At 37.3% G+C, this 21,387-nt stretch carries 20 protein-coding genes and 1 pseudogene; 16 read left to right on the forward strand and 5 right to left on the reverse strand.

Annotated elements, in window-relative coordinates; all coding sequences use genetic code 11:
* The first annotated feature begins 269 nt into the window (after window positions 1-269).
* From AOR04_RS06305 to AOR04_RS06325, 5 genes are all read left to right on the forward strand, one after another.
* On the forward strand, window positions 270-1,649 hold the full coding sequence (locus tag AOR04_RS06305) for an MATE family efflux transporter (RefSeq protein WP_007378929.1): 1,380 nt from the start codon (window positions 270-272) through the stop codon (window positions 1,647-1,649).
* Window positions 1,646-3,640 carry an excinuclease ABC subunit UvrB gene (gene uvrB / locus AOR04_RS06310; RefSeq protein WP_007378930.1) on the forward strand — a complete coding sequence of 665 codons (1,995 nt, stop codon included), beginning with the start codon at window positions 1,646-1,648 and terminating at the stop codon, window positions 3,638-3,640. Before AOR04_RS06305 ends, uvrB begins: the two co-directional genes overlap by 4 nt.
* Before the next feature lie 2 nt (window positions 3,641-3,642).
* Window positions 3,643-4,581 carry a class I SAM-dependent methyltransferase gene (locus AOR04_RS06315; protein WP_096792795.1) on the forward strand — a complete coding sequence of 313 codons (939 nt, stop codon included), beginning with the start codon at window positions 3,643-3,645 and terminating at the stop codon, window positions 4,579-4,581.
* Window positions 4,582-5,262: a tRNA (adenine(22)-N(1))-methyltransferase gene (locus tag AOR04_RS06320; RefSeq protein WP_096792796.1), complete on the forward strand. Its 681-nt coding sequence runs from the start codon at window positions 4,582-4,584 to the stop codon at window positions 5,260-5,262.
* A gap of 101 nt (window positions 5,263-5,363) precedes the next feature.
* Complete coding sequence (locus AOR04_RS06325; protein ID WP_096792797.1) at window positions 5,364-6,386, forward strand: hypothetical protein; 1,023 nt, start codon at window positions 5,364-5,366, stop codon at window positions 6,384-6,386.
* Between the two features lie 4 nt (window positions 6,387-6,390).
* On the opposite strand, the gene AOR04_RS06330 is transcribed toward AOR04_RS06325, so the two are convergent.
* On the reverse strand, window positions 6,391-6,633 hold the full coding sequence (locus tag AOR04_RS06330; RefSeq protein WP_010553668.1) for a hypothetical protein: 243 nt from the start codon (window positions 6,631-6,633) through the stop codon (window positions 6,391-6,393).
* Between the two features lie 470 nt (window positions 6,634-7,103).
* On the opposite strand from AOR04_RS06330, the gene AOR04_RS06335 reads away from it, so the two are divergent.
* A complete protein-coding gene (locus tag AOR04_RS06335) occupies window positions 7,104-7,553 on the forward strand; it encodes a methyltransferase family protein (RefSeq protein ID WP_096792798.1) in 450 nt (149 codons plus the stop codon).
* A 93-nt stretch (window positions 7,554-7,646) separates the two neighbouring features.
* On the opposite strand, the gene queC is transcribed toward AOR04_RS06335, so the two are convergent.
* The gene (queC, locus tag AOR04_RS06340; protein ID WP_008136967.1) at window positions 7,647-8,303 is read right to left on the reverse strand and encodes a 7-cyano-7-deazaguanine synthase QueC; all 657 of its coding nucleotides are present in this window, start codon (window positions 8,301-8,303) and stop codon (window positions 7,647-7,649) included.
* 146 nt (window positions 8,304-8,449) lie between these two features.
* On the opposite strand from queC, the gene queE reads away from it, so the two are divergent.
* The 3 genes from queE to AOR04_RS06355 all read left to right on the forward strand — a co-directional run bounded on the left by queE (window position 8,450) and on the right by AOR04_RS06355 (window position 11,409).
* A complete protein-coding gene (gene queE, locus AOR04_RS06345; protein ID WP_002960417.1) occupies window positions 8,450-9,115 on the forward strand; it encodes a 7-carboxy-7-deazaguanine synthase QueE in 666 nt (221 codons plus the stop codon).
* Window positions 9,116-9,356: 241 nt separating this feature from the next.
* Window positions 9,357-10,100, forward strand: coding sequence for a class I SAM-dependent DNA methyltransferase (locus AOR04_RS06350; RefSeq protein WP_096792799.1), 744 nt, complete (start codon window positions 9,357-9,359; stop codon window positions 10,098-10,100).
* A gap of 271 nt (window positions 10,101-10,371) precedes the next feature.
* Window positions 10,372-11,409 carry an IS110 family transposase gene (locus tag AOR04_RS06355; RefSeq protein ID WP_096792800.1) on the forward strand — a complete coding sequence of 346 codons (1,038 nt, stop codon included), beginning with the start codon at window positions 10,372-10,374 and terminating at the stop codon, window positions 11,407-11,409.
* Window positions 11,410-11,857: 448 nt separating this feature from the next.
* Here the strand turns inward: AOR04_RS06355 and AOR04_RS06360 are convergent, their stop codons facing one another.
* The gene (locus AOR04_RS06360) at window positions 11,858-12,484 is read right to left on the reverse strand and encodes a hypothetical protein (protein ID WP_096792801.1); all 627 of its coding nucleotides are present in this window, start codon (window positions 12,482-12,484) and stop codon (window positions 11,858-11,860) included.
* Between the two features lie 296 nt (window positions 12,485-12,780).
* Here AOR04_RS06360 and AOR04_RS06365 point away from each other — a divergent pair, with 296 nt between their 5' ends.
* Window positions 12,781-13,299: a GNAT family N-acetyltransferase gene (locus AOR04_RS06365; RefSeq protein ID WP_096792802.1), complete on the forward strand. Its 519-nt coding sequence runs from the start codon at window positions 12,781-12,783 to the stop codon at window positions 13,297-13,299.
* Window positions 13,300-13,645: 346 nt separating this feature from the next.
* Here AOR04_RS06365 and AOR04_RS06370 read toward each other — a convergent pair.
* A pseudogene (locus AOR04_RS06370) lies at window positions 13,646-13,756 on the reverse strand (thioredoxin-dependent thiol peroxidase); the annotation flags it as partial.
* A gap of 279 nt (window positions 13,757-14,035) precedes the next feature.
* On the opposite strand from AOR04_RS06370, the gene AOR04_RS06375 reads away from it, so the two are divergent.
* The 3 genes from AOR04_RS06375 to AOR04_RS06385 are packed head-to-tail and all read left to right on the forward strand — an operon-like array spanning window position 14,036 to window position 17,635.
* Window positions 14,036-15,241, forward strand: a complete 1,206-nt coding sequence (locus AOR04_RS06375) for an ABC-three component system protein (RefSeq protein ID WP_096792803.1) — start codon at window positions 14,036-14,038, stop codon at window positions 15,239-15,241.
* Window positions 15,231-15,707, forward strand: a complete 477-nt coding sequence (locus AOR04_RS06380) for a three component ABC system middle component (protein WP_096792804.1) — start codon at window positions 15,231-15,233, stop codon at window positions 15,705-15,707. Before AOR04_RS06375 ends, AOR04_RS06380 begins: the two co-directional genes overlap by 11 nt.
* The gene (locus tag AOR04_RS06385) at window positions 15,707-17,635 is read left to right on the forward strand and encodes a DUF3732 domain-containing protein (protein ID WP_096792805.1); all 1,929 of its coding nucleotides are present in this window, start codon (window positions 15,707-15,709) and stop codon (window positions 17,633-17,635) included. The genes AOR04_RS06380 and AOR04_RS06385 overlap by 1 nt, the downstream gene beginning before the upstream one ends.
* 304 nt (window positions 17,636-17,939) lie before the next feature.
* Here the strand turns inward: AOR04_RS06385 and AOR04_RS06390 are convergent, their stop codons facing one another.
* Window positions 17,940-18,242 (reverse strand): helix-turn-helix domain-containing protein, encoded by a 303-nt coding sequence (locus AOR04_RS06390; RefSeq protein WP_096794094.1) that lies wholly within the window; start codon window positions 18,240-18,242, stop codon window positions 17,940-17,942.
* A 121-nt stretch (window positions 18,243-18,363) separates the two neighbouring features.
* Here AOR04_RS06390 and AOR04_RS06395 point away from each other — a divergent pair, with 121 nt between their 5' ends.
* From AOR04_RS06395 to AOR04_RS06410, 3 genes are all read left to right on the forward strand, one after another.
* Window positions 18,364-18,903 (forward strand): hypothetical protein, encoded by a 540-nt coding sequence (locus AOR04_RS06395; RefSeq protein WP_096792806.1) that lies wholly within the window; start codon window positions 18,364-18,366, stop codon window positions 18,901-18,903.
* 609 nt (window positions 18,904-19,512) lie between these two features.
* Entirely contained in the window at window positions 19,513-20,430 is a 918-nt protein-coding gene (locus tag AOR04_RS06405) for a hypothetical protein (protein ID WP_096792808.1), read from the forward strand.
* Between the two features lie 71 nt (window positions 20,431-20,501).
* Complete coding sequence (locus AOR04_RS06410; protein ID WP_096792809.1) at window positions 20,502-20,858, forward strand: hypothetical protein; 357 nt, start codon at window positions 20,502-20,504, stop codon at window positions 20,856-20,858.
* Window positions 20,859-21,387 lie beyond the last annotated feature (529 nt).

The raw sequence follows: 21,387 nt of genomic DNA on the forward strand, positions 1-21,387 counted from the left end.
ATTTTTTCGTTACGATAAAATAAAGCATGTCTTTGTGTGAAAATGCATCAGTAATGAACGGGGGTTTGTAAAAAAAGTAACTAAAATGTGTTTTAATTGTTTTTTGGCGGCTTAGTGCTCAATTTTAGCAAAAATATCTAAAAATAGATCTTTACTGTTTTGTCGAATAGTTAGTTTTATGTTTCCTTCAAATCTGTTGATAAATCCGTGGCTTGAATTGTCTTGATGCTTTAAAATGATTTGCTCAGTAAAAGAGGCTTATTTATTTCATGCGCGCAATTTCAAAAACTCAGACTCGCCCAGATTTACTAAACGATCCTATCTTGCCTACATTAAAGACCATGACCATTCCGATGATTTTTGGCATGATCACGTTAATGATGTTTAATATTGTTGATACATTTTTTATCAGCTTATTAGGCACAGAGCCATTGGCTGCAGTTAGTTTTACGTTTCCTGTTACGTTTACAGTTATTAGCTTAGCCATTGGGTTAGGTATTGGTACGTCGGCAGTTATAGCTAAAGCTTTAGGTAGCAACAAAATAGATGAAGCGCGTTTTGACGCAAGCGTTTCAATATTGGTTGCTTTTGTTTTAGTGCTTATTTTATCGTTTATTGGCTATTTGCTAATCGACCCCATATTTACGTTATTAGGCGCAGGTGAGCAGGTACTTCCTTTAATACACGAATACATGAATGTATGGTTTATCGGTAGCGTATTTTTAATAACCCCAATGATTGGTAACTCGGTACTGCGTGCCAGTGGCGATACTAAAACGCCCAGTATTGTAATGGGCGGGGCGGGGCTTATAAATGCGGTTCTCGATCCTATGCTTATATTTGGTTTTGGCCCTATTCCTGCGTTAGGTATTCAAGGTGCCGCTATTGCAAGTGTAATAGCATGGGGAGTGGCTGTTGTTATTATTTTATATTTACTAATAGTAAAAAAACGGTTGTTGAGTTTAAAAGCCGGGTCGCAAACGGTGGTAGGCGCTATTCGTAAAATATTAAAAATAGGTTTACCCGCCGCAGGCGCAAACATGTTGACCCCGGTTGCAATGGCTGTGATGACCGCTATGGTTGCACATCACGGACCTGAAGCCGTCGCCGCATTTGGGGTAGGCAGCCGGATAGAATCTATAGCCAGTATTCTTGTACTTGCTTTGTCGATGACATTACCCCCGTTTGTGAGCCAAAACTTTGGAGCGGGTAAATTATGCAGAGTAAAAGATGCTTATATTGGTACCTTAAAATTTGTGATGATTTGGCAATTTGCTATTTATATTTTGCTTATTGTTTTTTCAGGCTTTATTAGTCAAATGTTTGGTAAAGAACAAATGGTAATTGATGTGATAAAACTCTTTATTTACACCATTCCGTTTAGCTACGGTTTGCAAGGGGTGATCATATTATCTAATTCTTCGTTTAATGCTTTACATAAACCAATGAATGCACTGTTTTTAAGTACTATTCGTTTATTTGTTTTTTACCTACCGTTTGCTTATATAGGTAATGAGCTAGCTGGTTTAATTGGATTATTTATTGGTGCGGCACTGGGTAATTTATTTACTGCAATGGTGGCATATAAATGGTTTATGAAAGAGCTCGATGCGTTGAGCAGTCAATCATTACGGGAGTGCAATAGTTGAGCGATCATTTTCAGTTAAAATCACATTTTAAGCCAGCAGGCGATCAGCCTACCGCGATTAAACAATTGTGCGAAGGGTTAGAAGCGGGGCTTGCACACCAAACCTTATTAGGTGCTACGGGTACAGGTAAAACCTTTACCATGGCTAATATTATTAACGATTTAAATCGTCCAACAATAATTATGGCGCACAATAAAACGCTTGCTGCTCAGTTATATGGTGAGATGAAAGAGTTTTTCCCTAAAAATGCCGTTGAATACTTTGTATCGTATTACGATTACTACCAGCCAGAAGCCTATGTTGTATCAAGCGACACATTTATCGAGAAAGATGCTTCGATAAATGAGCATATAGAACAAATGCGTTTAAGTGCGACCAAAGCACTGCTTGAGCGCCGCGATACCATTATTGTGGCATCGGTATCGGCTATTTATGGTTTGGGTGACCCTAAATCATACATGAAAATGATGCTGCTTTTAAAAGTCGGCGAAAAAGTCGATCAACGCGATATGCTACGCCGCCTCGCCGAAATACAATACACCCGTAACGATGTAGATTTTAGCCGTGGTACATATCGCGTGCGTGGCGAAGTGGTCGACATATTTCCTGCCGAGTCAGATACCTATGCCGTACGCGTAGAAATGTTTGATGACGAAATAGAGCGCTTAAGTATTTTTGACCCGCTTACTGGTGCTATCGAAAAGCACATAGTACGCACCACTATCTACCCAAAAACACACTATGTTACCCCGCGTGAGAAAATACTCGGGGCTATCGATAAAATACAAGAAGAACTAAAAGATCGAAGAGCGCAGTTACTCAGTGCTAATAAATTAGTAGAAGAGCAACGCGTAACACAGCGTACGCAATACGATATAGAAATGATGCGGGAGCTAGGTTATTGCTCAGGTATAGAAAACTACAGCCGCTATTTATCGGGTCGCACGCCAGGCGATCCACCGCCTACGTTGCTTGATTATCTCCCAGACGACGCATTGATGATTATTGATGAATCGCACGTAACCGTATCGCAAATTGGCGCAATGTATAAAGGCGACAGAAGCCGAAAAGAAAACCTAGTTGAGTATGGCTTCAGAATGCCCTCAGCAATGGATAACAGGCCGCTGCGTTTTGAAGAGTTTGAAGCCATAGCACCACAAACTATTTATGTATCGGCAACGCCTGGCGACTTTGAGCTAGAGCGTTGCGTAGGCGAAATTGCTGAGCAAGTAATTCGTCCAACAGGGTTGCTTGACCCACTTATAGAAGTGCGCCCAGTAGGGGATCAGGTTGATGATCTTTTATCAGAGATTTATAAAAGTGTAGAGAAGGGCGAACGTGTACTTGTAACTACACTTACAAAGCGTATGTCTGAGGATTTAACCGACTATTTAAGTGAGCATGGCGTAAAAGTGCGTTACTTACATTCAGACATTGATACGGTAGAACGAGTTGAAATAATTCGTGATTTACGTGCGGGCGTGTTTGATGTGTTAGTGGGCATTAACTTACTTCGAGAGGGCCTTGATATGCCAGAGGTGGCACTTGTTGCCATACTTGATGCCGATAAAGAAGGCTTTTTACGATCGGCTCGCTCTTTGATACAAACCATTGGCCGTGCTGCTCGTCACTTAGATGGCCGCGCTATTTTATATGGCGACAGAATTACAAAATCAATGGCAAAGGCCATGGACGAAACTGCGCGCAGACGCGAAATTCAACATGCTTACAACGTTGAGCACGGCATAGAGCCTCATGCTCTGGCTAAAAAAATACTCGATGTAATGGATGTAGGCGAAGAAGCCGGCCCTAAAGACAACCTTAAACTTATTCGTAAAGAGTCTAAAAAGGTACTTAGTGCGAAAGAAATTGCTGTGCAAATTAAGCAGTTAGAAACCAAAATGCATGCATACGCAAGCGACCTAGAATTTGAAAAAGCGGGCTCTGTTCGCGATGAAATACATGAACTACAACAACAGTTGATTAATTAAAAATGACAGCAAACTTTACTCCTCTTATTACTGCGCTTGAAGACGCGCCAATTTTAAAAAATGAACTGTGTCGTGTTTTTCATGGCCGAGGCCACAGCGTCGAAGCGTTAAGTCATATTAATTTAGACTTTTACCCGCCCAGTTTATTTTTGGTTTCGTACGACGAAATTGACGAGCAAACACTAAGCGAGCTTACCGATGTTGTGTGGCAGTGGGCACAAAAAAACCAGCCAGAGCTTATTAGCTCACTTGTGTATCAGCAACGCGCTGGCGTACAAAGCCAAAACACCGTGGTTTATGGGCAATTACCTAACCCACATGTTGTAACCGAAAACGGCATTCGTTTTTTGGTTGATTTACAGAGCCGTCAAAATACCGGAATATTTCCCGATATGCGCAGCGGCCGTGAGTTTGTAATGGCCAACAGCAAGCATGGCAAAGTGCTTAATTTGTTTTCGTATACATGTGGGTTTTCGCTTGCAGCCATGCAAGGCGGGGCAGATCATGTAATGAACATGGATATGAGCAAAGGCGTACTTAAAGTCGGCAAGCAAAACCATCAGCTAAATGGTTTTGAGCGCGGCGTAAGTTTTTTACCTCACGATATTTTAAAGTCGTTTGGAAAACTAAAAAAAGCAGCCCCGTTTGATTTAATAATAGTTGATCCGCCAAGCTTTCAAAAAGGCAGCTTTATATTAACTAAAGACTATCAAAAAGTGCTGCGCAGGTTGCCAGAGCTACTTTGCAATACCACGCAATTGTTATTGTGTGCTAATAGCCCAGAGCTTAGCGAAGAGGCGTTTAAAGCATTAATAAACGAGCACACCCAAGGCGCAATTGAATTTGTTGAGCGCCTAGCCCCCACCGAGCGTTTTATTGAAGTAGACAGCAATAAAAGTTTAAAAGCGCTTGTCTATAAAATGTCACAAATACCTGCTTAAATGAAGCTCAGTAAACGCTTAACTGCCATTGATACATTAATTTCGCAGCATCACGATATTATTTGGGATTGTTGCTGCGACCATGGTTATTTAGGCATGGCGCTATTAAAGCGCGCAGCTGCAAGCCAGGTTATTTTTGTAGATATAGTCGCCACTTTAATGAACGACCTAGAAACGCAATTATCATCTATTAATAAATTACAAAAAACCTGTGATAAAAATCCGCAGTGGCAGGTCTTATGTCAGGATGTAGGCAAAATTGAAATTGCTCAAAGCAAAAGCCAAGTAGTTGTAATAGCAGGTATTGGCGGTGAGCTGTTGTTAAGTTTAATACAACAAATCACTGCTAATAACGTAAGTGAGCATTTAAATAATGTTCGTTTTATTTTGTGCCCAGTGCATCACACTTATAAGTTGCGAGTCGGTTTAAAGCAATTAGGTTTAGGGCTTGTAAGTGAACAAATAGTTTACGACAACAAACGTTTTTATGAAGTGATTGAAGTGAGCTTTAGTAGCAATAATGAGATTAGTCACACCGGTAATAAAATGTGGAATTTTGCTAGTGCAGAGCACGCTATGTACCAGCGCCAACTCATAAATCATTATAATAAAATGCTCAATAAAGATAAGCCATACTATCAAAAAGTTATAACAGACTATCAAGAACTCACCGATAGTTAAAAAAGCCCAAAAGTAGGGCGTACATGTGATCTAATTACGACATTGACGACGTAATGTGTTCATAGTTTATATCGCACAACGCGAGTTTATTTGGTTTATTTATGTCAGATAACAAGAGTCACATTAATCATTTGCTTAGCAATGAGCAAAAATGGCAACACAGTTACGAGCAACCTATTTCTTATGCACCCCTTGTGCAATTAGCTAATAGTAGCTGGGTGGTGCCACAGCATTTTTTACGTTACAAGCACACGCTTCAAAGCGTAAACGAAGTACTTGAGAGTATTGAATTTTCGGCTCACTTTAGAGTGCTTGCTGCACAAAAAGGTGAAGAAATTTACCTGCAAGTAGCAGTGCTGAGTCCTGATAACTACCAAAAAAGCGCATCTACTAATGAAGCCAAAGCTAAAAAACTATTATTTGGCAGACGTTGGATAGTAGAGGAAAACTTACCTACCTCAGAGCTTATTCAAACCGCATTTTTAGCGTTAAAAGTAGCGCGAGAACATGAAGTAAGAGAGCTTTTTCAGTTAATGCAAAGCGGCGCAACAAGCACGCCATTTAATAACCATCACGACTTACCGGTAATGGCTCAAAACCCTGAACTTGTTAAAAGCGAAGCGGTTACAAGTAACGTTGATGACGTGCTTAAACGCATTGTATTTGCAGGAAAAAGCATTGAGCTTAAAAGCCAGCAGCAAGTAGCCGAGCAACATTTATATACTGTTGAGCTGTTGTGTGAGGATTGCCAGCTTAGCGAGTTTAATAAAAAAACAATTGCGTTTTTAACAGCAGATCCATCCGTTAATAGCTTTTTACACGGCTTAATTGCGGCATTGGTGGCCACAAGTAACGACTACGTAAACGAGCAGTTTAAATACAAAGGTTTTACCCGCTTTAGTAAGCACGTTGCGGTTGAACAAATAGGTAACCTAAGTATCGCTATGCGCTCGCCAAGTACCGTAGGGCTTTGCTCTATGGGTAAGCAACATGCTAATCAGTTAAACTTTGAGATAGACAGTGGGCGAGCACCACAGGGCTGCGGGCAAGCTATTGGTGGGTTTTTAGCTGCTCACGGTATTGAGCAGCCAGAAAATGCACATTTATATCCAAATTACTTATAACAATTTAAAGCTTATTAATTTCATCTTTAACGTTAAAGCTTGAATCAGTAACAATAGCCTCAAGTGTTTGTACACGCTCTTTTAATGCAAGCACTTGTGCGTTTGTTTCAGCTAGTTGTTTATGGGCATCGCTGTTGTTGTTTTGCATTTTATGCTTAAACTCAAGGTGCTTTTTATACATATCGTAAACTACTCCTGAGCCAACCGAAATTAGCACAATAAGTACAATCATCGTAGTTCCAGACATAACCTCATTCCTTATCATTTTATTATTCGTTTATGGTTAAAGTATAACCTTTAAGCGCTTTTGATAAAGCTGACAATTGTAACTTAATTTGTATACTTTACTTAAGCCAAGCTTTGAGCGTGTTCATCATTTATACACTTCAGATATTGTTTAATAGCTAGGGCGTGTTAATCTTTGTGGATTGAAATTTGTTCAATCTAGGGGCGATTAAATCGCGGCGCGAGGTTTGTAACCTAGTGGGCTAAGTAAAAACCGAGCAACAAAGAGTTAATTGTCCCTAGAAAGAACCCAAAGGGCAGCGCATGTTTGGTCTTTATGCTGCGTTATCGCCTATTTATGGGGGATAGCCACACTACATAGGCTCTGCCTTGCCTAATAACCAAACATACTGCTGCAAATTCAATCACCAAAGAACAACACGCCGTAATCACCATATAATAAACATACTTTAGCCAATACAGTGAGTTGCTATGTTAAATAATAAAATTCCACCGGTTATAGTGGTACTGTTTTTTGCAGGCATTATGGCTTTAATCGCGCATTACAGTGTTATTGATTTCACCGCTTTTATTACCTACTTAGCAGCAAGTTTGGTCATTATTGGGTGTGTTTTTTGTATTGCAGGGGTAGCGAGCTTTAAAATAGCAAACACCACAGTAAACCCTAATAAACCTGAGCAAGCGTCAAAACTTATTACGAGCGGCATTTATAAAATTTCACGTAACCCAATGTATGTGGGTTTTGCATTTATTTTAGCAGGGTGGGGTATTTGGTTAAGTTCCTTGTGGGCGCTTTTATGTATTATCGGGTTTATTGCCTATTTAACGCTTTTTCAAATAATACCCGAGGAGCGTGCGCTCACTAAATTATTTGGCGAAGAGTTTACCGCCTATAAAGCGCGCGTAAAACGCTGGTTGTAATTAATACCATTGACTTAAAAACCTGACAAACAAAAAAGGCTATCAATGATAGCCTTTTTGTTTACAGCAATTGTATTACTAATTAATTGCGGCTTATTCGTATTCTAACGGGTCTGTAATGTTATTTAGTGCAAATGCTTCAAGGCGTTCTTGGCACGCGCCACATTTACCACAGGCCTTTTCACGGCCGTTATAACAGGTCCACGTTTGGCTGTAATCTAAACCCATTTCAATACCGTCGGTTAAAATACCAATTTTAGTATTGTTTAAGTATGGGCTAAAAATTTCTACCGCGTCGTAGTTAGCAATACGGCACACGTCATCCATTTTTTGCACAAATTCAGGACGGCAGTCAGGGTAAATAGCATGATCCCCAGAATGAGCGCCGTAATAAACTTTGCCAGCTTTAAGTGATACCGCGTAACCAACAGCAAGCGAGAGCAAAATCATATTACGATTAGGCACAATCGTACTTTTCATGCTTTCTTCTTCGTAATGGCCTTCAGGCACATCAATATCATCAGTAAGTGATGAGCCACCAATAAGTTGGTTAATCGCCGAAATATCAACAATTTTATGCGGAACGTTCAATTTTTCACACACACTTGCCGCTACTTTAAGCTCTTTTACATGACGCTGACCATAGTCAAATGAAAGGGCATATACATCATGGCCTTGTTGCAGGGCTTTATTTAGTACGGTAAACGAGTCCATACCGCCGGAATAAATAACAACTACTTTTTGCGTCATATCTGTTTTGCTCTTAGTTTTAATAGAGGTTTATATCAGGGCGCGATATACTACACGGCCGCAGCTTAAATAACAATTTTTGCACAGCGCTTTTTGGTTTTTTAATAGTAGCAATTTGGCTGCTAGCGTAGTAAGTGAGATCTCTTTTGTACAAAATTAATGAAGTGTTTGAAACCATTCAAGGTGAAGCTAGTTTTACCGGCACACCCTCAATATTTTTACGTCTGCAAGGTTGCCCTGTAGGCTGCTCTTGGTGCGACACCAAGCAAACGTGGGATGTTGATAATGTATATAAAGTATCGCTGGATGAAACCGTAGAAAAAAAAGCCGACTCAGATCATTGGGCTAACGCCAGTGCAGAGCAAATTTTAGCGCTGTTTCAATCACGTGGGTATACCGCAAAGCATGTAGTAATTACCGGCGGCGAGCCATGCATGTTTGATTTAAATCCAGTATGTAACTTATTACACGAACACGGTTTTAGCACACAAATAGAAACCAGCGGCACGTTTGAAATACTCGCCCCAGAGCAAACATGGGTAACGGTATCGCCAAAAATCAATATGCGCGGGGGTTATGAAGTACTTACCAGCACCATGAAGCGTGCAAACGAGATAAAACACCCCGTTGCCATGCAAAAGCATGTTGAAGAGTTAGAAGAGTTATTTGCTAAAACAGGTGTTAACCCTAAGCTTGTTTATTTACAGCCAATTAGCCAAAAAGTATCAGCAACCAAATTAGCAATCGACACCTGTATTGCCAAAAACTGGCGCCTATCAATACAAGTACATAAGTATTTAGGAATTAGTTAAAGCCAGCTTAAAGTTATATTACGTAGGTTGGGTAGAGCGAAGCTAAACCCAACGAATCTCCACCCAACGAATCTCCACTTCCATACCGTTTTATAATAACGTTTCATAATATTTAAATACGTAGGTCGGATAAGCGAAGCGTCATCCGACAACCATAAAACTCATATCTTCTTCGCTAATAGCCATAACTAGTTTACTATGCGCGACTTAAAAATATTCCACTACTTACCACTAGGCTTATATGTCCGCAAATGCACTTTACACCGACCTTTCTGATTACTACGACTTAATGTGTGCAGATATTAATTATCAAGCCCAAAGCAATTCTATTCACAGGCTGCACCAAATTTTTGGTAATGGCGCAAATACCCATCTCGATTTAGCATGTGGCACCGGCCCGCATGTACGCCACTTTATTGATAACGGCTATAAAAGTAGTGGGCTTGACTTAAACCAGCCAATGCTAGATAAAGCAAAAGTTCGTTGCCCAGAAGCGCAATTTTCGTTGCAAAACATGAGTGAATTTAAGGTAACTGAGCACGTGGATTTAATTACCTGCTTTTTGTATTCAATCCATTACTGCGACGGCATTAATAAGTTAAAAGAATGCCTTGCCAGCGTACACAGCGCATTAAACGTAGGTGGAATATTTTGCTTTAACACGGTTGATAAAAACAAAATCGACAGCGATTCATTTGTAGAGCACACCGCAACAAGCGAAAATAGCTTATTCACATTTCGCTCTGGTTGGCACTACAGTGGCAGTGGTAGCAAACAGTTATTAAAACTCAACATAGAAAAAACCACCGCAGATAAAACACTCGTATGGCACGACGAGCACCCAATGGTTGCTTTTAGTTATACCGAGCTTAAAGAAGCCTTAAAACCGTACTTCGAAATTCACATATTTGAACATGACTATGACAAAATAACCCCATGGGCAGAGCGCTCAGGCAACGCCATTTTCGTCTGCGTAAAAATTTAAGACTAACTCGTAGGTTGGGTAGAGCGCAGCGAAACCCAACGAGATCCAATACCCAAGCCCCCCAATAAACCGCGTTATATTTATTTGGAAACGTAGGTCGGACAAGCGAAGCGCCATCCGACACAGTAACTTATTTGAGTTTCGGCGAATATAAACAGCTAATTAATTATGATGTATGAAGTCAAGATTTGATAATCATATAGAAAGCTCCTCGAGTTTTTCGATACAGTTGTGTTGACCAAAACATAAACAGTACCTCGAGGAACTTGGTATGAAACTATATGGTGGAATTGACTTGCATTCAAATAATAGTGTTATTGCTATCATTAATGAACAGGGTGAAACGCTTAGCTGCAAGCGTTTAAATAATGACATTTCTGTCATTTTATCTTTTTTAGCCCCTTATAAAAACAAGTTAACAGGGCTTGTTGTCGAATCAACATTTAATTGGTATTGGTTAGTTGATGCATTAATGGATGCAGAATTTAAACTACACTTAGCGAACCCCGCTGCAATTCAACAATATTCAGGCTTAAAACATGCTGACGACCATAGTGATGCACGTTGGCTAGCTGAAATGCTACGTCTAAATATTCTGCCTGAAGGCTATATTTACCCTCGTGAACTTAGGGCTATTCGAGATTTAATGCGCAAACGAATGGACATTGTTCAACAGTCCACTAAAAACTTATTATCGGTGCAAAGTTGTTACATGCGTCATCTTGGTTATAAGCTCGGTAGCAACAAAATAAAGCAAATGGCTGCTATCAGAAAAGGCGTTGATACTGAGCAGGTACATGCAGACTTTAGCTCAATGAATACAGCACTGTCAGTCATTTCTAACCTCTCATTAATACGCTGTGCTCAACAGCAAATTAATGCGATAGAGGGCGCTATTTTAAAACAAACATCACTCTCCCCTGAATTTATAAACCTATCCAGTATTGATGGAATTGGGAATACTTTAGCACTGACTATTATGTTAGAAACCGGCACGATTAAACGTTTTGATAGCCCAGGTAATTTCTCATCGTATTGTCGCTGTGTTAAAGGGGCAAGGTACAGTAATGGAAAGAAAAAAGGCGCGACGAATCAGAAGAATGGTAATCGTTATTTAGCGTGGGCCTTTACTGAGGCTGCTAATTTTGCAATTCGCTATAACCCAACAGTTAAAAAATATTATCAACGAAAACTGGCTAAAACAAACAAGGTAGTTGCGATTAAAACGGTTGCACATAAGCTCGCAAGAGCGTGTTATCACGTGCTTAAAGACAATGTACCATTCGATGAACACAAGGCGTTTGCTTAGCGCCTATTAAATAAATTAGGTTAACGTGTTGAGCTAGTAATATGGGGTTGGTAAAACCATTAGATTTGATTGAGCCTGTACGTTAACCGCTCATATTTTAAATACTGGATATGCCCAATGTTTGAGCCACACGGGGTTGGTTATGTGTAAGCATAAACCACAGACTTGTTATAGCGCAGTGTGTAAACACAGCTAGAAACTGGACTGACATTGGTACTAAACGATGACTGAGGCGAAAGCCAAGGGCCTTAATTAATCATCAATAATGCTTAATTAAACTGCCTAAATTCATATGGGTGACTGGTGCATATTCACACCAATCGACGTCATTACTAGGTGCGTACTCATATTTAAATTGAGTTTAAATAATAAGAACACTTGGTTTTTGAATAAAAAGATCAAGAAAACACAGCTGCCTGCTTGACCGGAATTTTCTAATGGGTGACCCCTATGGCTCTTTAGAAATATTATCTTCCTTAGCTACCCAAATTGAAACAAGCTCTTGAGCATTGACGTATTCTGGATTTTCAGCTAAAGAGGAAATAGCAATTTTAGCTTCTTCAATAGAAGTTAGCTTTAAATGGCTTCTGTTAAAATACGCAGTAAGTTTTTGTTCTTGTGTTTTAGTCATATTATCGTAGTTGTTTGCAACCCAATATACGATGTGAATCAATGCTTCTGTATGTTTATTTTCCATACGCAGTATATTAGCTAAATCTACATGCACTGTGGCATCTAGCGCAAGTACTTGTTTGGCAGTGAAACCTGCATTATTTGCATGTTTCATATATGACATTTTTTGTTTTTGAAGTAACTTCCATGCATCATCAAATAACTTGTTTTTTATAGCAACTTTTGCATTTTTTTTCAGTTCTGCGGCTTTGCCTAAATGATCCTCAGTAGTAGTGCTACCACTAAACAATTCCCCTGTATATTTAGATTCTCTTAGTCCACTACGAGAAACTATCTTTGTATCAGGTTTTCTTATCTGCTTATTAATATCTCTTTTTTGCTTTAAAGCTATGAAATACAACAATAGAAAAGCCCCGAGTAGAACTAAAATAAAAATCACCATAATCTATCTTCCTTATATAAATATTATGTTGTTATATTGAATATGAAATCAAAGCGGTCAAATATTGACCTCATAAATCAAAATTATTGTTTGCTTATTTATCCCTCGATCATGCTTTTATTTAATCAAAGTTTGAGTAAATAACATAAAAAAGCGTTGCTCTAGAGTAATGCCTTTCTGTATATTTTTAATAGCTCAAAGGCTATTCAGCCGTTAAATAAGTTTGGGGCTACTTAATAGTGATCTTTAGTTTTAAACTTACAACTATAAAAATCAATACTTACAAGGAAGAACACTTGCATATCCAAATTGCAGAACACATTAAGCTAGCTCCTTTAGTGGAAAGCGATGCTGCGGACATTTTAAAGACTGTTAATTTAAGTCGGGCAAGTTTAGGTAAGTTTTTGCCTTGGGTAGAAGGGGTAAAGAATATTGAATCAGCTAAAAAGTACATACTCGACAGAGTCAACAGCGGGCTAAATGGTTCGCGGTGGTTTAAAATTTATTATAAAGATAATCTGAGTGGTATTTTTGCAGTTAAGTCTATTTGTCCTGAGTTGAATGTAGCGGAGCTTGGTTACTGGTTAAGTAGTGACGCACAAGGAAATGGTATTATCAGTCAAGTAATCGCAAGAGTGCCAAGCATACTCAAAAATACAAGCGCTAAAGTAATTGAGTTTAGATGCTTAGAACAAAATGTAGCTAGTATTAAAATTGCTTTAAAATCAGGTGCAAGTTTAGTTGGTACTATTCCAAACTTTGTATCGGTTGATAATACAATACAACAACTTAATATATACCAAGTGGATTTGTGAATAACCCTGAATACCAGACCCTCAAGGAATAACTCCGTCTATTTAATGACTTTTCTCATCAATCTCTTTCCCACAATTATAACAATCGTTAGTGGGGAGCTTATAACTAGAAATAGAGCGCATTACTTGGTTTTTCTTACAGGCAGGGCAGGCGTAATTAATTACAGAAACCAAAGGGGCCAAACCTTGACTTCATACGTTAAAATTATTAATCATTTGTTTGTCGTTTGATCTAGCTCTTACTTAATCGAAATATTTAATAACTAGCATAAAAAAAGCGTTGCTCTTGAGCAACGCTTTTCTGTATTTGTCTAATAGCTGGTAGTTAACTTACTCAGCCGCTAGCTTATCCTGCTGCAAGATAATCCAACACTACTTGATGGTGATCTTTGGTTTTAAACTTATCAAATAGGTGTTTTATTTTACCGTCTTGGCCTACTAAAAACGTTAGGCGGTGTTGCTTTATACCCCAATTAAAGTGCACATTATCTTTAAAAACAAAAGGATGAGGGGCTTTTTTGAGTGTGCATTTTTATTTTTGCACAGTTATATGATACGTATACTCAGGTGAGTTATTTAAATTTGCGAGAGAACACCTGTTCAGTTTAAGTGGGCACCTTTAATCCATCTATACATTATTAAGTTAACAAATGTAGCGATTATACTTTTTATAATTTGAATGTTGATTAATATATAAGATAAGATAATTGAATTCGCGTGTTGAAGGACTATCAAGGTGAGTAACCATCAAGCAGGTTTTGCAAAACTGGGGTACCTTTATCAAATTAGGTACGCGCTGTATAGGGCAATTGAAGATACTGAGGCCTATTATGTAAAGCTAGAAGCTTTAGATGATGTCGAGGTTAAGAAAAAAGATGAGCATGAACTTTTTCAACTAAAGCATCATATTAATAAGGACAATCTAAACGATAAGTCAGTTGATCTCTGGAAAACAATTGGAATTTGGGCTGAGCAAATTTTGAAAGGTAATGTTAGCCATGAGGGACTAAAGTATTACCTCGCTACGACTTCAACAATAACAGAGAATTCGATCGCTAGTTTACTCACCAAAAACGGAAGAGATGAAGCTGAAGCATTAAGAATGTTGGATAAAGCAGCTGACGAAATAAAAAATAAAAAATTGCTCAAATCTATCTCTAATTATCTCAAGCTATCACCTAAACAAAAAAAAGTAATGTGTGAATCCATGATAATTATTGCCAATGAAGATAATAGTGAGGAGATCGTTGGAAAAATTAAAAATAGGTTAGAGCTAACTGTACAAAGTACTTTTATTGATAGCTTGTATGAAAAGCTAGAAGGGTGGTGGTTTAATAATGTCATAGCTTTTTTATTAGGTAGTAAAGACAAACTATGGCGGAATGAAGTAGTTCAAAAAGTCCTTGATCTTTCATATGAATATCACCCAGACACTCTCCCTATAGACTTCGAAGATTTGGAAATGTCAAATAATGAGAAGGAAGGGTTTTTAGGGTACCAATTTGTAAAACAGCTAGAGCTTGTCGGTGTAGGAACTGAAAGAATTCATAATGCAATTCTTGATTATTATCGAGCTTACAATCAACGTACTAAATGGGTAGTAGATGATCTGTCTATAGATTATGACATAAGTAATTATGAGCGGAGATTAAAGGATGATTGGACAAGGTTCAGACTCTCTGTAATTGATGAATTAGAAGATGCTGAAGAAAAAGAAATAAAAAAAGCTGGTAGAAAAATCTTTAATTGGGTAGAAACACAAGCTGATATTAGGATACGTAGAAAAGTGTCCCAACGATTTATTATGGTTGGAAGTTACCATATTCTAGCTAATAAAACTCCGCCCTCACTTGGGTGGCACCCTGACTTTGTTGAAAAACTCAAGGAAATAATAGAGCCCAAGGAAATAATAGAGCCCAAGGAAATAAAGCATGCAAAATAATGAAATAAGTGAGTTGTTGAATCCTGCTTTTTGCGCTTTGTTATATTCATCTATAGTTGATGGGTATAACTCTAAGGCTTTAAAAAAAATTCCGTTATATCTGCCTTATATACTTATACCTATAATATTACACAAAGAGTCAAGACTAGTATTACCAAAAACCGCAGCATCAAAGTTTCATTTATGGCTACAGAACGAACCTCAGATAGTTGTTGGGCTTACTGAGAGAGTAAACAGTCTTGAGCCTTATATTTCAAAATCAAGCTTGCTCTTACGTGGTCAAGGAATAATTGATTTAGATGAAGATTTTCGAGTTTCTCTAATTGATAATAAAAAAATTAATAAGATGATAAAAAATGCTGAGTATATATCCGAATATACCTTTGCAGCCAAAAAACTTGGAGCCATCTGTGGAAGGTTTAATTGTGAGTCTACAATGCTAGCACTGTTAGGGATTAAATTATAATGCAAGTATTAAATATTGTTTTATATAGTAACAAGGGTGAAACCCGAGAAGTTAAGTTCAAAACCAACTCATTAAACGTAATCACAGGTAAGTCTAGAACTGGTAAGTCAGCAATTATAAGTATAATTGATTACTGTATGGGTCGTTCTGATTTTGAGATATTTGATGGTGTGAATCGAGATGTTGTTAGTTGGTATGCAGTAACTTATCAATTGAAAGGGAAACAAATATTTGTAGCAAAACAACCTCCTAAAAATGGTAAAGCTTCAAATTCAGAAGTGTGCTTATTAATTGGCGCAAATCTTAAAATACCATGTAAGTCAGAGTTGGTTATAAACTCCAATGATGATGGGGTGCTTTACGAAATTGATAGAGAGCTAGGCTTAGATGATAACGTTACTTTTAGAAAAGAGAAAACAGATGGCGCTTACAGAGCAAACTTAAAGCATGCCAAAAGTTTTATTTTTCAAGAGCAAGGTGAAATAGCAAATAAAAAAACATTATTCCACAGACAAGATGAGCCATTCTTAGCACAATCAATAAAAGATACATTTCCTTACTTTTTAGGTGCGGTCACGAATAAAAGACTCCAAGATATGGAGTTATTAAAGAATGCAAAACGAACCTTAAAAGATAAATTATCGTTATTAAAGCAATATACTGACGTTAGCTCACAGAGTACAAAGGTAGCATTACAGTTATTATATGAAGCATCTACCGTAGGGTTAATAAGTAAAGAGTTGATTAATTCTGACTTATCATTTTTTGAGTGTATAAGTTTCCTTAAGAGCATATCTGCCTGGGAGCCCCACCATGAATTAAAAGAATCTAGTGATGAGTTATATAAATTACAAACTGAATTAATCGAAACTAAGAATGCACAAATCGAACTCCAGGAAAAGATATCTAAAACTAGGATATTTAAGCAACATCATAATTCTCATCTTGGGAATATGTTAGAGAGGAAAGCTCGCTTAAATGCGATAGATCTATTTGATTCATCTAAGGAACTAGAGTGCCCAGTATGTGGTACTAAGAGCCAAGATGATGAAACTATCAAAAGCCTACATTACTCATTAAATAGTGTTCGCGAAGAGATTAAAACAATTACACATAGCTCCCCAAAACTACAGGAATATATTCAGAAGCTTTCAAGTAAGGAAAATGATACTCAAATTATAATCGATGACCTCCAACAAAAAATTCGCTCTTTAATTACACAAAAGAAAGAAAGTAAATTACTAAAAGATAGAAATGCATACATATCTAAAATAATAGGTAGAATTTCTCTTTTTTTAGAAAGCGTCAAAGAAACTGCACCTAATTCAGATCTAACGGCCGAGATTGAAGAATTGCAACATAAGGTGTCCATACTGGAGGATGAGCTTGATGATGATACTGTGTTAGATCGGCTTTCATCATCTTTAAATATCGTTGGTAATTACATGTCTAATTATGCAAAGGATTTAAAACTTGAATATGCAGATAACCCCTATCGATTAGATATATCTAGATTAACGGTTTTTGCTGATAACCCTCACGGTTCAACACCAATGAAAAGACAAGGAAGTGCTGAGAATTGGTTGGGCTGTCATGTAATTACTTATTTGTCTCTTCACAAGTACTTTAGGATGAAGGATTTACCAGTACCCTCTATATTTGTACTTGATCAACCATCTCAAGTACATTTCCCAGATATCACTAGATATCAAAGTCTGGAAGGAGAACTTATGCAGTCTGGTGATGCTGATATCGAGGAAGTAACTAGACTATTCAAGTTATTTTATGATTACTGTCAGTTTGACAACCGTAGTTTTCAAATTATTGTTACTGAGCATGCTAATTTAGAGGAAGATTGGTTCCAAGACTCTTTAGTTGAGCCTCCCTGGAGAGGCGAGAGGGCTTTGATACCTAAATCTTGGATTTAAGTCTATTTTTGGAATATGGTAGTGTTTAAGTGCATCAGCTTTGTTCGTGAAATTTACATATTTGAAGGTGGGGACGTAGGCTGTGGTTAATAGCTTTATTTAGATTTGAGTTTTTGTATTGGTGGCTTATTCCCTTATAAATATAAGTCACTGTGTGACATAATTATATTAGAAGTTATTAGATAAACAATTACTCATTTAGAGCTAGATTAAAGACTTAAATTACCTATATAAACCCGCAGTTATTGGGTTCTGCTAATAAATTTATATCATGAGATTGCTTTTTAAATTTGGGCTAGTACAGCTATTGTTTATTTAGTTTTAGTATTAGTTCAGCTTTCTCTTTTTCACTCAAATTATCAATTAAGCAATTCAGCTTTGCTGATAGGTCTGATTCACAAAAAAAATAAGCTAAAGGGACTCCTAATTCATCCGCTACTCTTTTAAGAGTTGGAATGTCAGGGGTGTGCCTACCTTTCTCATAATGGTTCATACGACTACTCGCAGAACTTTGGTCAAGCCCAATTCTAATGCCGAGCTCTTTTTGAGAGATCCCCTTAGAAACTCGTGCCTGTTTAATTCGGACTGGGACTGGGTTAATCGCAATTTCCAAGAATTCATCTTAATTCACAATATCAATACTTAGATTCTCTAAGTTTATGCTAATGTTGTATACTTAGGAATACTAAGCTTAAAATTTTTAACTTTAATATCGGTCATCTTTAATTATGAAAAATTTAAATGAAGCCATGTACTTACTTTTAGTGGAAAAAAGAATTGATAATTTTTTGGTTTCTGAATTAGTCGAAACTTATATGCATTTATATAGTTCTTATAAAAATGAAATTAAAGCAAGAGTTTTTATACATCGACAGCTTTATCGACTTGTTAATCAAGGGTATTTACTAAAGAATGGAAAGAAAAACACGCAAAAAATTAGATATATTCATACGGCAAAGTTTAAACAACATTTTTATAATTTAAATAATCCGAAGACTGGAAATTACTTCATGCCTGAAGAGGAATTTAAGGCTATGCTAAATGACAGGCTTATAAAGTATAGATATAGCCTACTTATTAGCACATCTGAGATGGAAGAGTACCAAAGTTATATGGAGGAATACCCAGCAATTATTGTTTTACTCAAATCGAAATTTGATTTGGCCAAAGAGAAAAAGTATCGATGTTTAGGTCGTATAACAGCGGTACAGAATATTTTAGGGGAGTGTCATGATACTAGGGAAGGGGAAAATGCGGTTGGGTACTAATTTTTGCTGTCAGTTATTGGACTTCCCATAGTTTGCTAGACACCCAATGAGCCTTTGGTGAAAGCAACCGAAGTGAGTCCCCCAAGTGAGCAGTTATTGATTCCTTTATAGTATAAGCTCTGAGTGAACAGTATTTGCTCGCCAATTCTGAGTCTTACATGAAACTTATCGCCATTGATATTGAACTTTAATTGCTCTCCATGCTCATTGACAGCCCCCTTAATTTGATTATTAATTCCTTGATACAGTTTTTTAGTCGGTGTCATAACACGGTTATTGTAAGGTTCAACTCTGGTAATTGACTTTGAGAAACACACCGATTGTAAACATGCAGAGCACTTAATTTAAATAGGGGTTTACAAGTCGGGGGAAATAGTTAATTATTATATGGTCTTTAGAAAAACCGCATGCCTCATATGATGGCATGTCGTTTAAAGATAGGTAATGTTGATTTCCTGCGTATTATCTTGGGTCTATCTATCGGTAGATGTCGGTAAAATTCAACTCTTCAAATTAAAAAATTTTTCTTTTTGAGCATTATGTTTGAAATAAAACCAAGAAAATTCGAACATTAATCTACCCAATATATGGGTTAAACAGAGAGAAAAAATGAAATCAATATTTCCATCCTCTTACAGTGAGTTCAAGAGTTTTGTTACCAGACTAAACAGTAACTTACGCGAAAAATCAAATAACCAGTTCAGACAGAAAGATAATGTTTTGTCTCATTTAGTTGCTAAATCTTTGAAAGAAGGTTCTGAAGCAATGAATATTAATAGCTTGAAGGCTGCTTTAGAGCGTCAGAATATGAACGCAGATACAAAGCCATATGAAACATGTATTGTTAATGGCCTTTGGCTATATAGAATAGTGAATGAAGTATTTGACTCTTCTAATTTTAGAAGTGAAGAGGGGTACATCAGAAGCCAATTTTATAGCTTATGCGAAAAATACAGGATTACTAATCCTTCTGAGTATTATGATGCATCGAAAATACCCTCTACCCCTGACACTATAATGAGGATAGTAACCCAATCGTTAGTATTCGATATACATGTGATTGTAGGCTACTGCCTCGAAATAACTGGTTATAAGATGGACTCAGACTCAAAATATCATAAAGTTGGTTCGGTTGAGTTCGGTCGGAGCACATCTTTTATACTAGATAAAGAAAGCAATAAAATTTACCTCGGAAAGTATAACTCTGAAATTAGGATCCCCCTTGAATCTCTAAATGAAAGTGAAATCGAAATACTAAGGTATCTTTTGCTATTTGGTATTAATACAAGTAGAAACTGGCCAGGATTAGATAAAACAGATACATACCTTTTTAATTTTTTGCTTGAGTGGTCTTTGTTATGCCGCGAAGAAGCGAAAAAAACGTTTACGAGCTCATCAAATGGCTGGGGTGAAGTTTATGGGATGTTATTAGATGGACTCAGGGCTAATTCTATCTGCTCAAAAAGTGAGTTTTTTGACCGCTATCCAAAAAACATCTTACTAATGGATGATAAAGGCTTAGGTTAGGTTATTGAGCAAACCTAGCACCAACATCAATTTTCAACATTAGAAACTTTTATTTTATGGAAATAGCTATTATGAGTAAACAACTAACAACACCTAATAACCAAGCTTCAGATCTTAATAAATTTGTTGAGACGGCAAAATTAATGGATGAACACCTTAGGTCATTAAAATTAAAAAGTGCTACCTTTGAAACAGGAACAACTTTTGACATTGACCCATCAACAAATACTAGCAGGATCGTAAGTAACGGAGCAGTGATTGAATTCGCAGAGCACACAACATCTGTTACTATAAGAAATCGAGAAAGTTCCGTTGAAGCTGCCAGTAAAAGTTTACAAAGCAGAAAATTTATGACCCAGAGACAGTTAGGGTCTTTCGCTGGAAAATCCCAACCATGGGCATCAGATAAGTTAAACAATAAGTCTTAAAGTTCACAAGTATGCAATGTATACAAAAGTTCAATTAGTCTGGTAATATGTACTAGCTCAGACTTGATCTGACAGTTACCCTTTTTTTAATCGGTGACTGTCAGTCAAAGCTAGAACTCGAATATTTTCAACATACCTACTTATATTTGTACTTCGTTCAGAACCAAGCCTTTACCTTTTGTTGTCCATTTGTCACATCCAAACTAAGTTGGAAAGGAGCTATTTAGGTAAATGGTATCAAAAGCCTAAAAGTCATACCTATGTCTCATTACTGAAAGGCTTTGGCGGATCTTCTGAGTTATGGCAACGTTCCTCCTTAATAAGGATAGAGTTGCACTCACCTGTTGAGCTCACAGCACATGTGCGACTATCAGATTTGATTGAAATCTGTTAGTTGAATCTTACGAACCAAGTTATGACTTATTCAAATATATCTAAAGAAAGATAACTCTCATATTGCATTTAAAGTAAGTAACTTTGATGGCTTTTATCTTAAAGGTCAAACTCAGTGGTACTCTAGTTAGGTAAA

It is taken from the genome of Pseudoalteromonas sp. 1_2015MBL_MicDiv, assembly GCF_002407505.1.
Lineage (GTDB): Bacteria > Pseudomonadota > Gammaproteobacteria > Enterobacterales > Alteromonadaceae > Pseudoalteromonas > Pseudoalteromonas fuliginea.

What these genes read in the sequence shown, in the direction of transcription:
- AOR04_RS06410 (WP_096792809.1), top strand. Translation starts at nt 20,502, where the DNA reads ATGAGTAAACAACTAACAACACCTAATAACCAAGCTTCAGATCTTAAT.
- queC (WP_008136967.1), bottom strand. Translation starts at nt 8,303, where the DNA reads ATGACGCAAAAAGTAGTTGTTATTTATTCCGGCGGTATGGACTCGTTT.
- AOR04_RS06380 (WP_096792804.1), top strand. Translation starts at nt 15,231, where the DNA reads ATGCAAAATAATGAAATAAGTGAGTTGTTGAATCCTGCTTTTTGCGCT.
- AOR04_RS06360 (WP_096792801.1), bottom strand. Translation starts at nt 12,484, where the DNA reads ATGGTGATTTTTATTTTAGTTCTACTCGGGGCTTTTCTATTGTTGTAT.
- AOR04_RS06395 (WP_096792806.1), top strand. Translation starts at nt 18,364, where the DNA reads ATGAAAAATTTAAATGAAGCCATGTACTTACTTTTAGTGGAAAAAAGA.
- AOR04_RS06315 (WP_096792795.1), top strand. Translation starts at nt 3,643, where the DNA reads ATGACAGCAAACTTTACTCCTCTTATTACTGCGCTTGAAGACGCGCCA.
- AOR04_RS06330 (WP_010553668.1), bottom strand. Translation starts at nt 6,633, where the DNA reads ATGTCTGGAACTACGATGATTGTACTTATTGTGCTAATTTCGGTTGGC.
- AOR04_RS06385 (WP_096792805.1), top strand. Translation starts at nt 15,707, where the DNA reads ATGCAAGTATTAAATATTGTTTTATATAGTAACAAGGGTGAAACCCGA.
- AOR04_RS06325 (WP_096792797.1), top strand. Translation starts at nt 5,364, where the DNA reads ATGTCAGATAACAAGAGTCACATTAATCATTTGCTTAGCAATGAGCAA.
- AOR04_RS06335 (WP_096792798.1), top strand. Translation starts at nt 7,104, where the DNA reads ATGTTAAATAATAAAATTCCACCGGTTATAGTGGTACTGTTTTTTGCA.
- AOR04_RS06405 (WP_096792808.1), top strand. Translation starts at nt 19,513, where the DNA reads ATGAAATCAATATTTCCATCCTCTTACAGTGAGTTCAAGAGTTTTGTT.
- AOR04_RS06305 (WP_007378929.1), top strand. Translation starts at nt 270, where the DNA reads ATGCGCGCAATTTCAAAAACTCAGACTCGCCCAGATTTACTAAACGAT.
- AOR04_RS06350 (WP_096792799.1), top strand. Translation starts at nt 9,357, where the DNA reads ATGTCCGCAAATGCACTTTACACCGACCTTTCTGATTACTACGACTTA.
- AOR04_RS06355 (WP_096792800.1), top strand. Translation starts at nt 10,372, where the DNA reads ATGAAACTATATGGTGGAATTGACTTGCATTCAAATAATAGTGTTATT.
- AOR04_RS06320 (WP_096792796.1), top strand. Translation starts at nt 4,582, where the DNA reads ATGAAGCTCAGTAAACGCTTAACTGCCATTGATACATTAATTTCGCAG.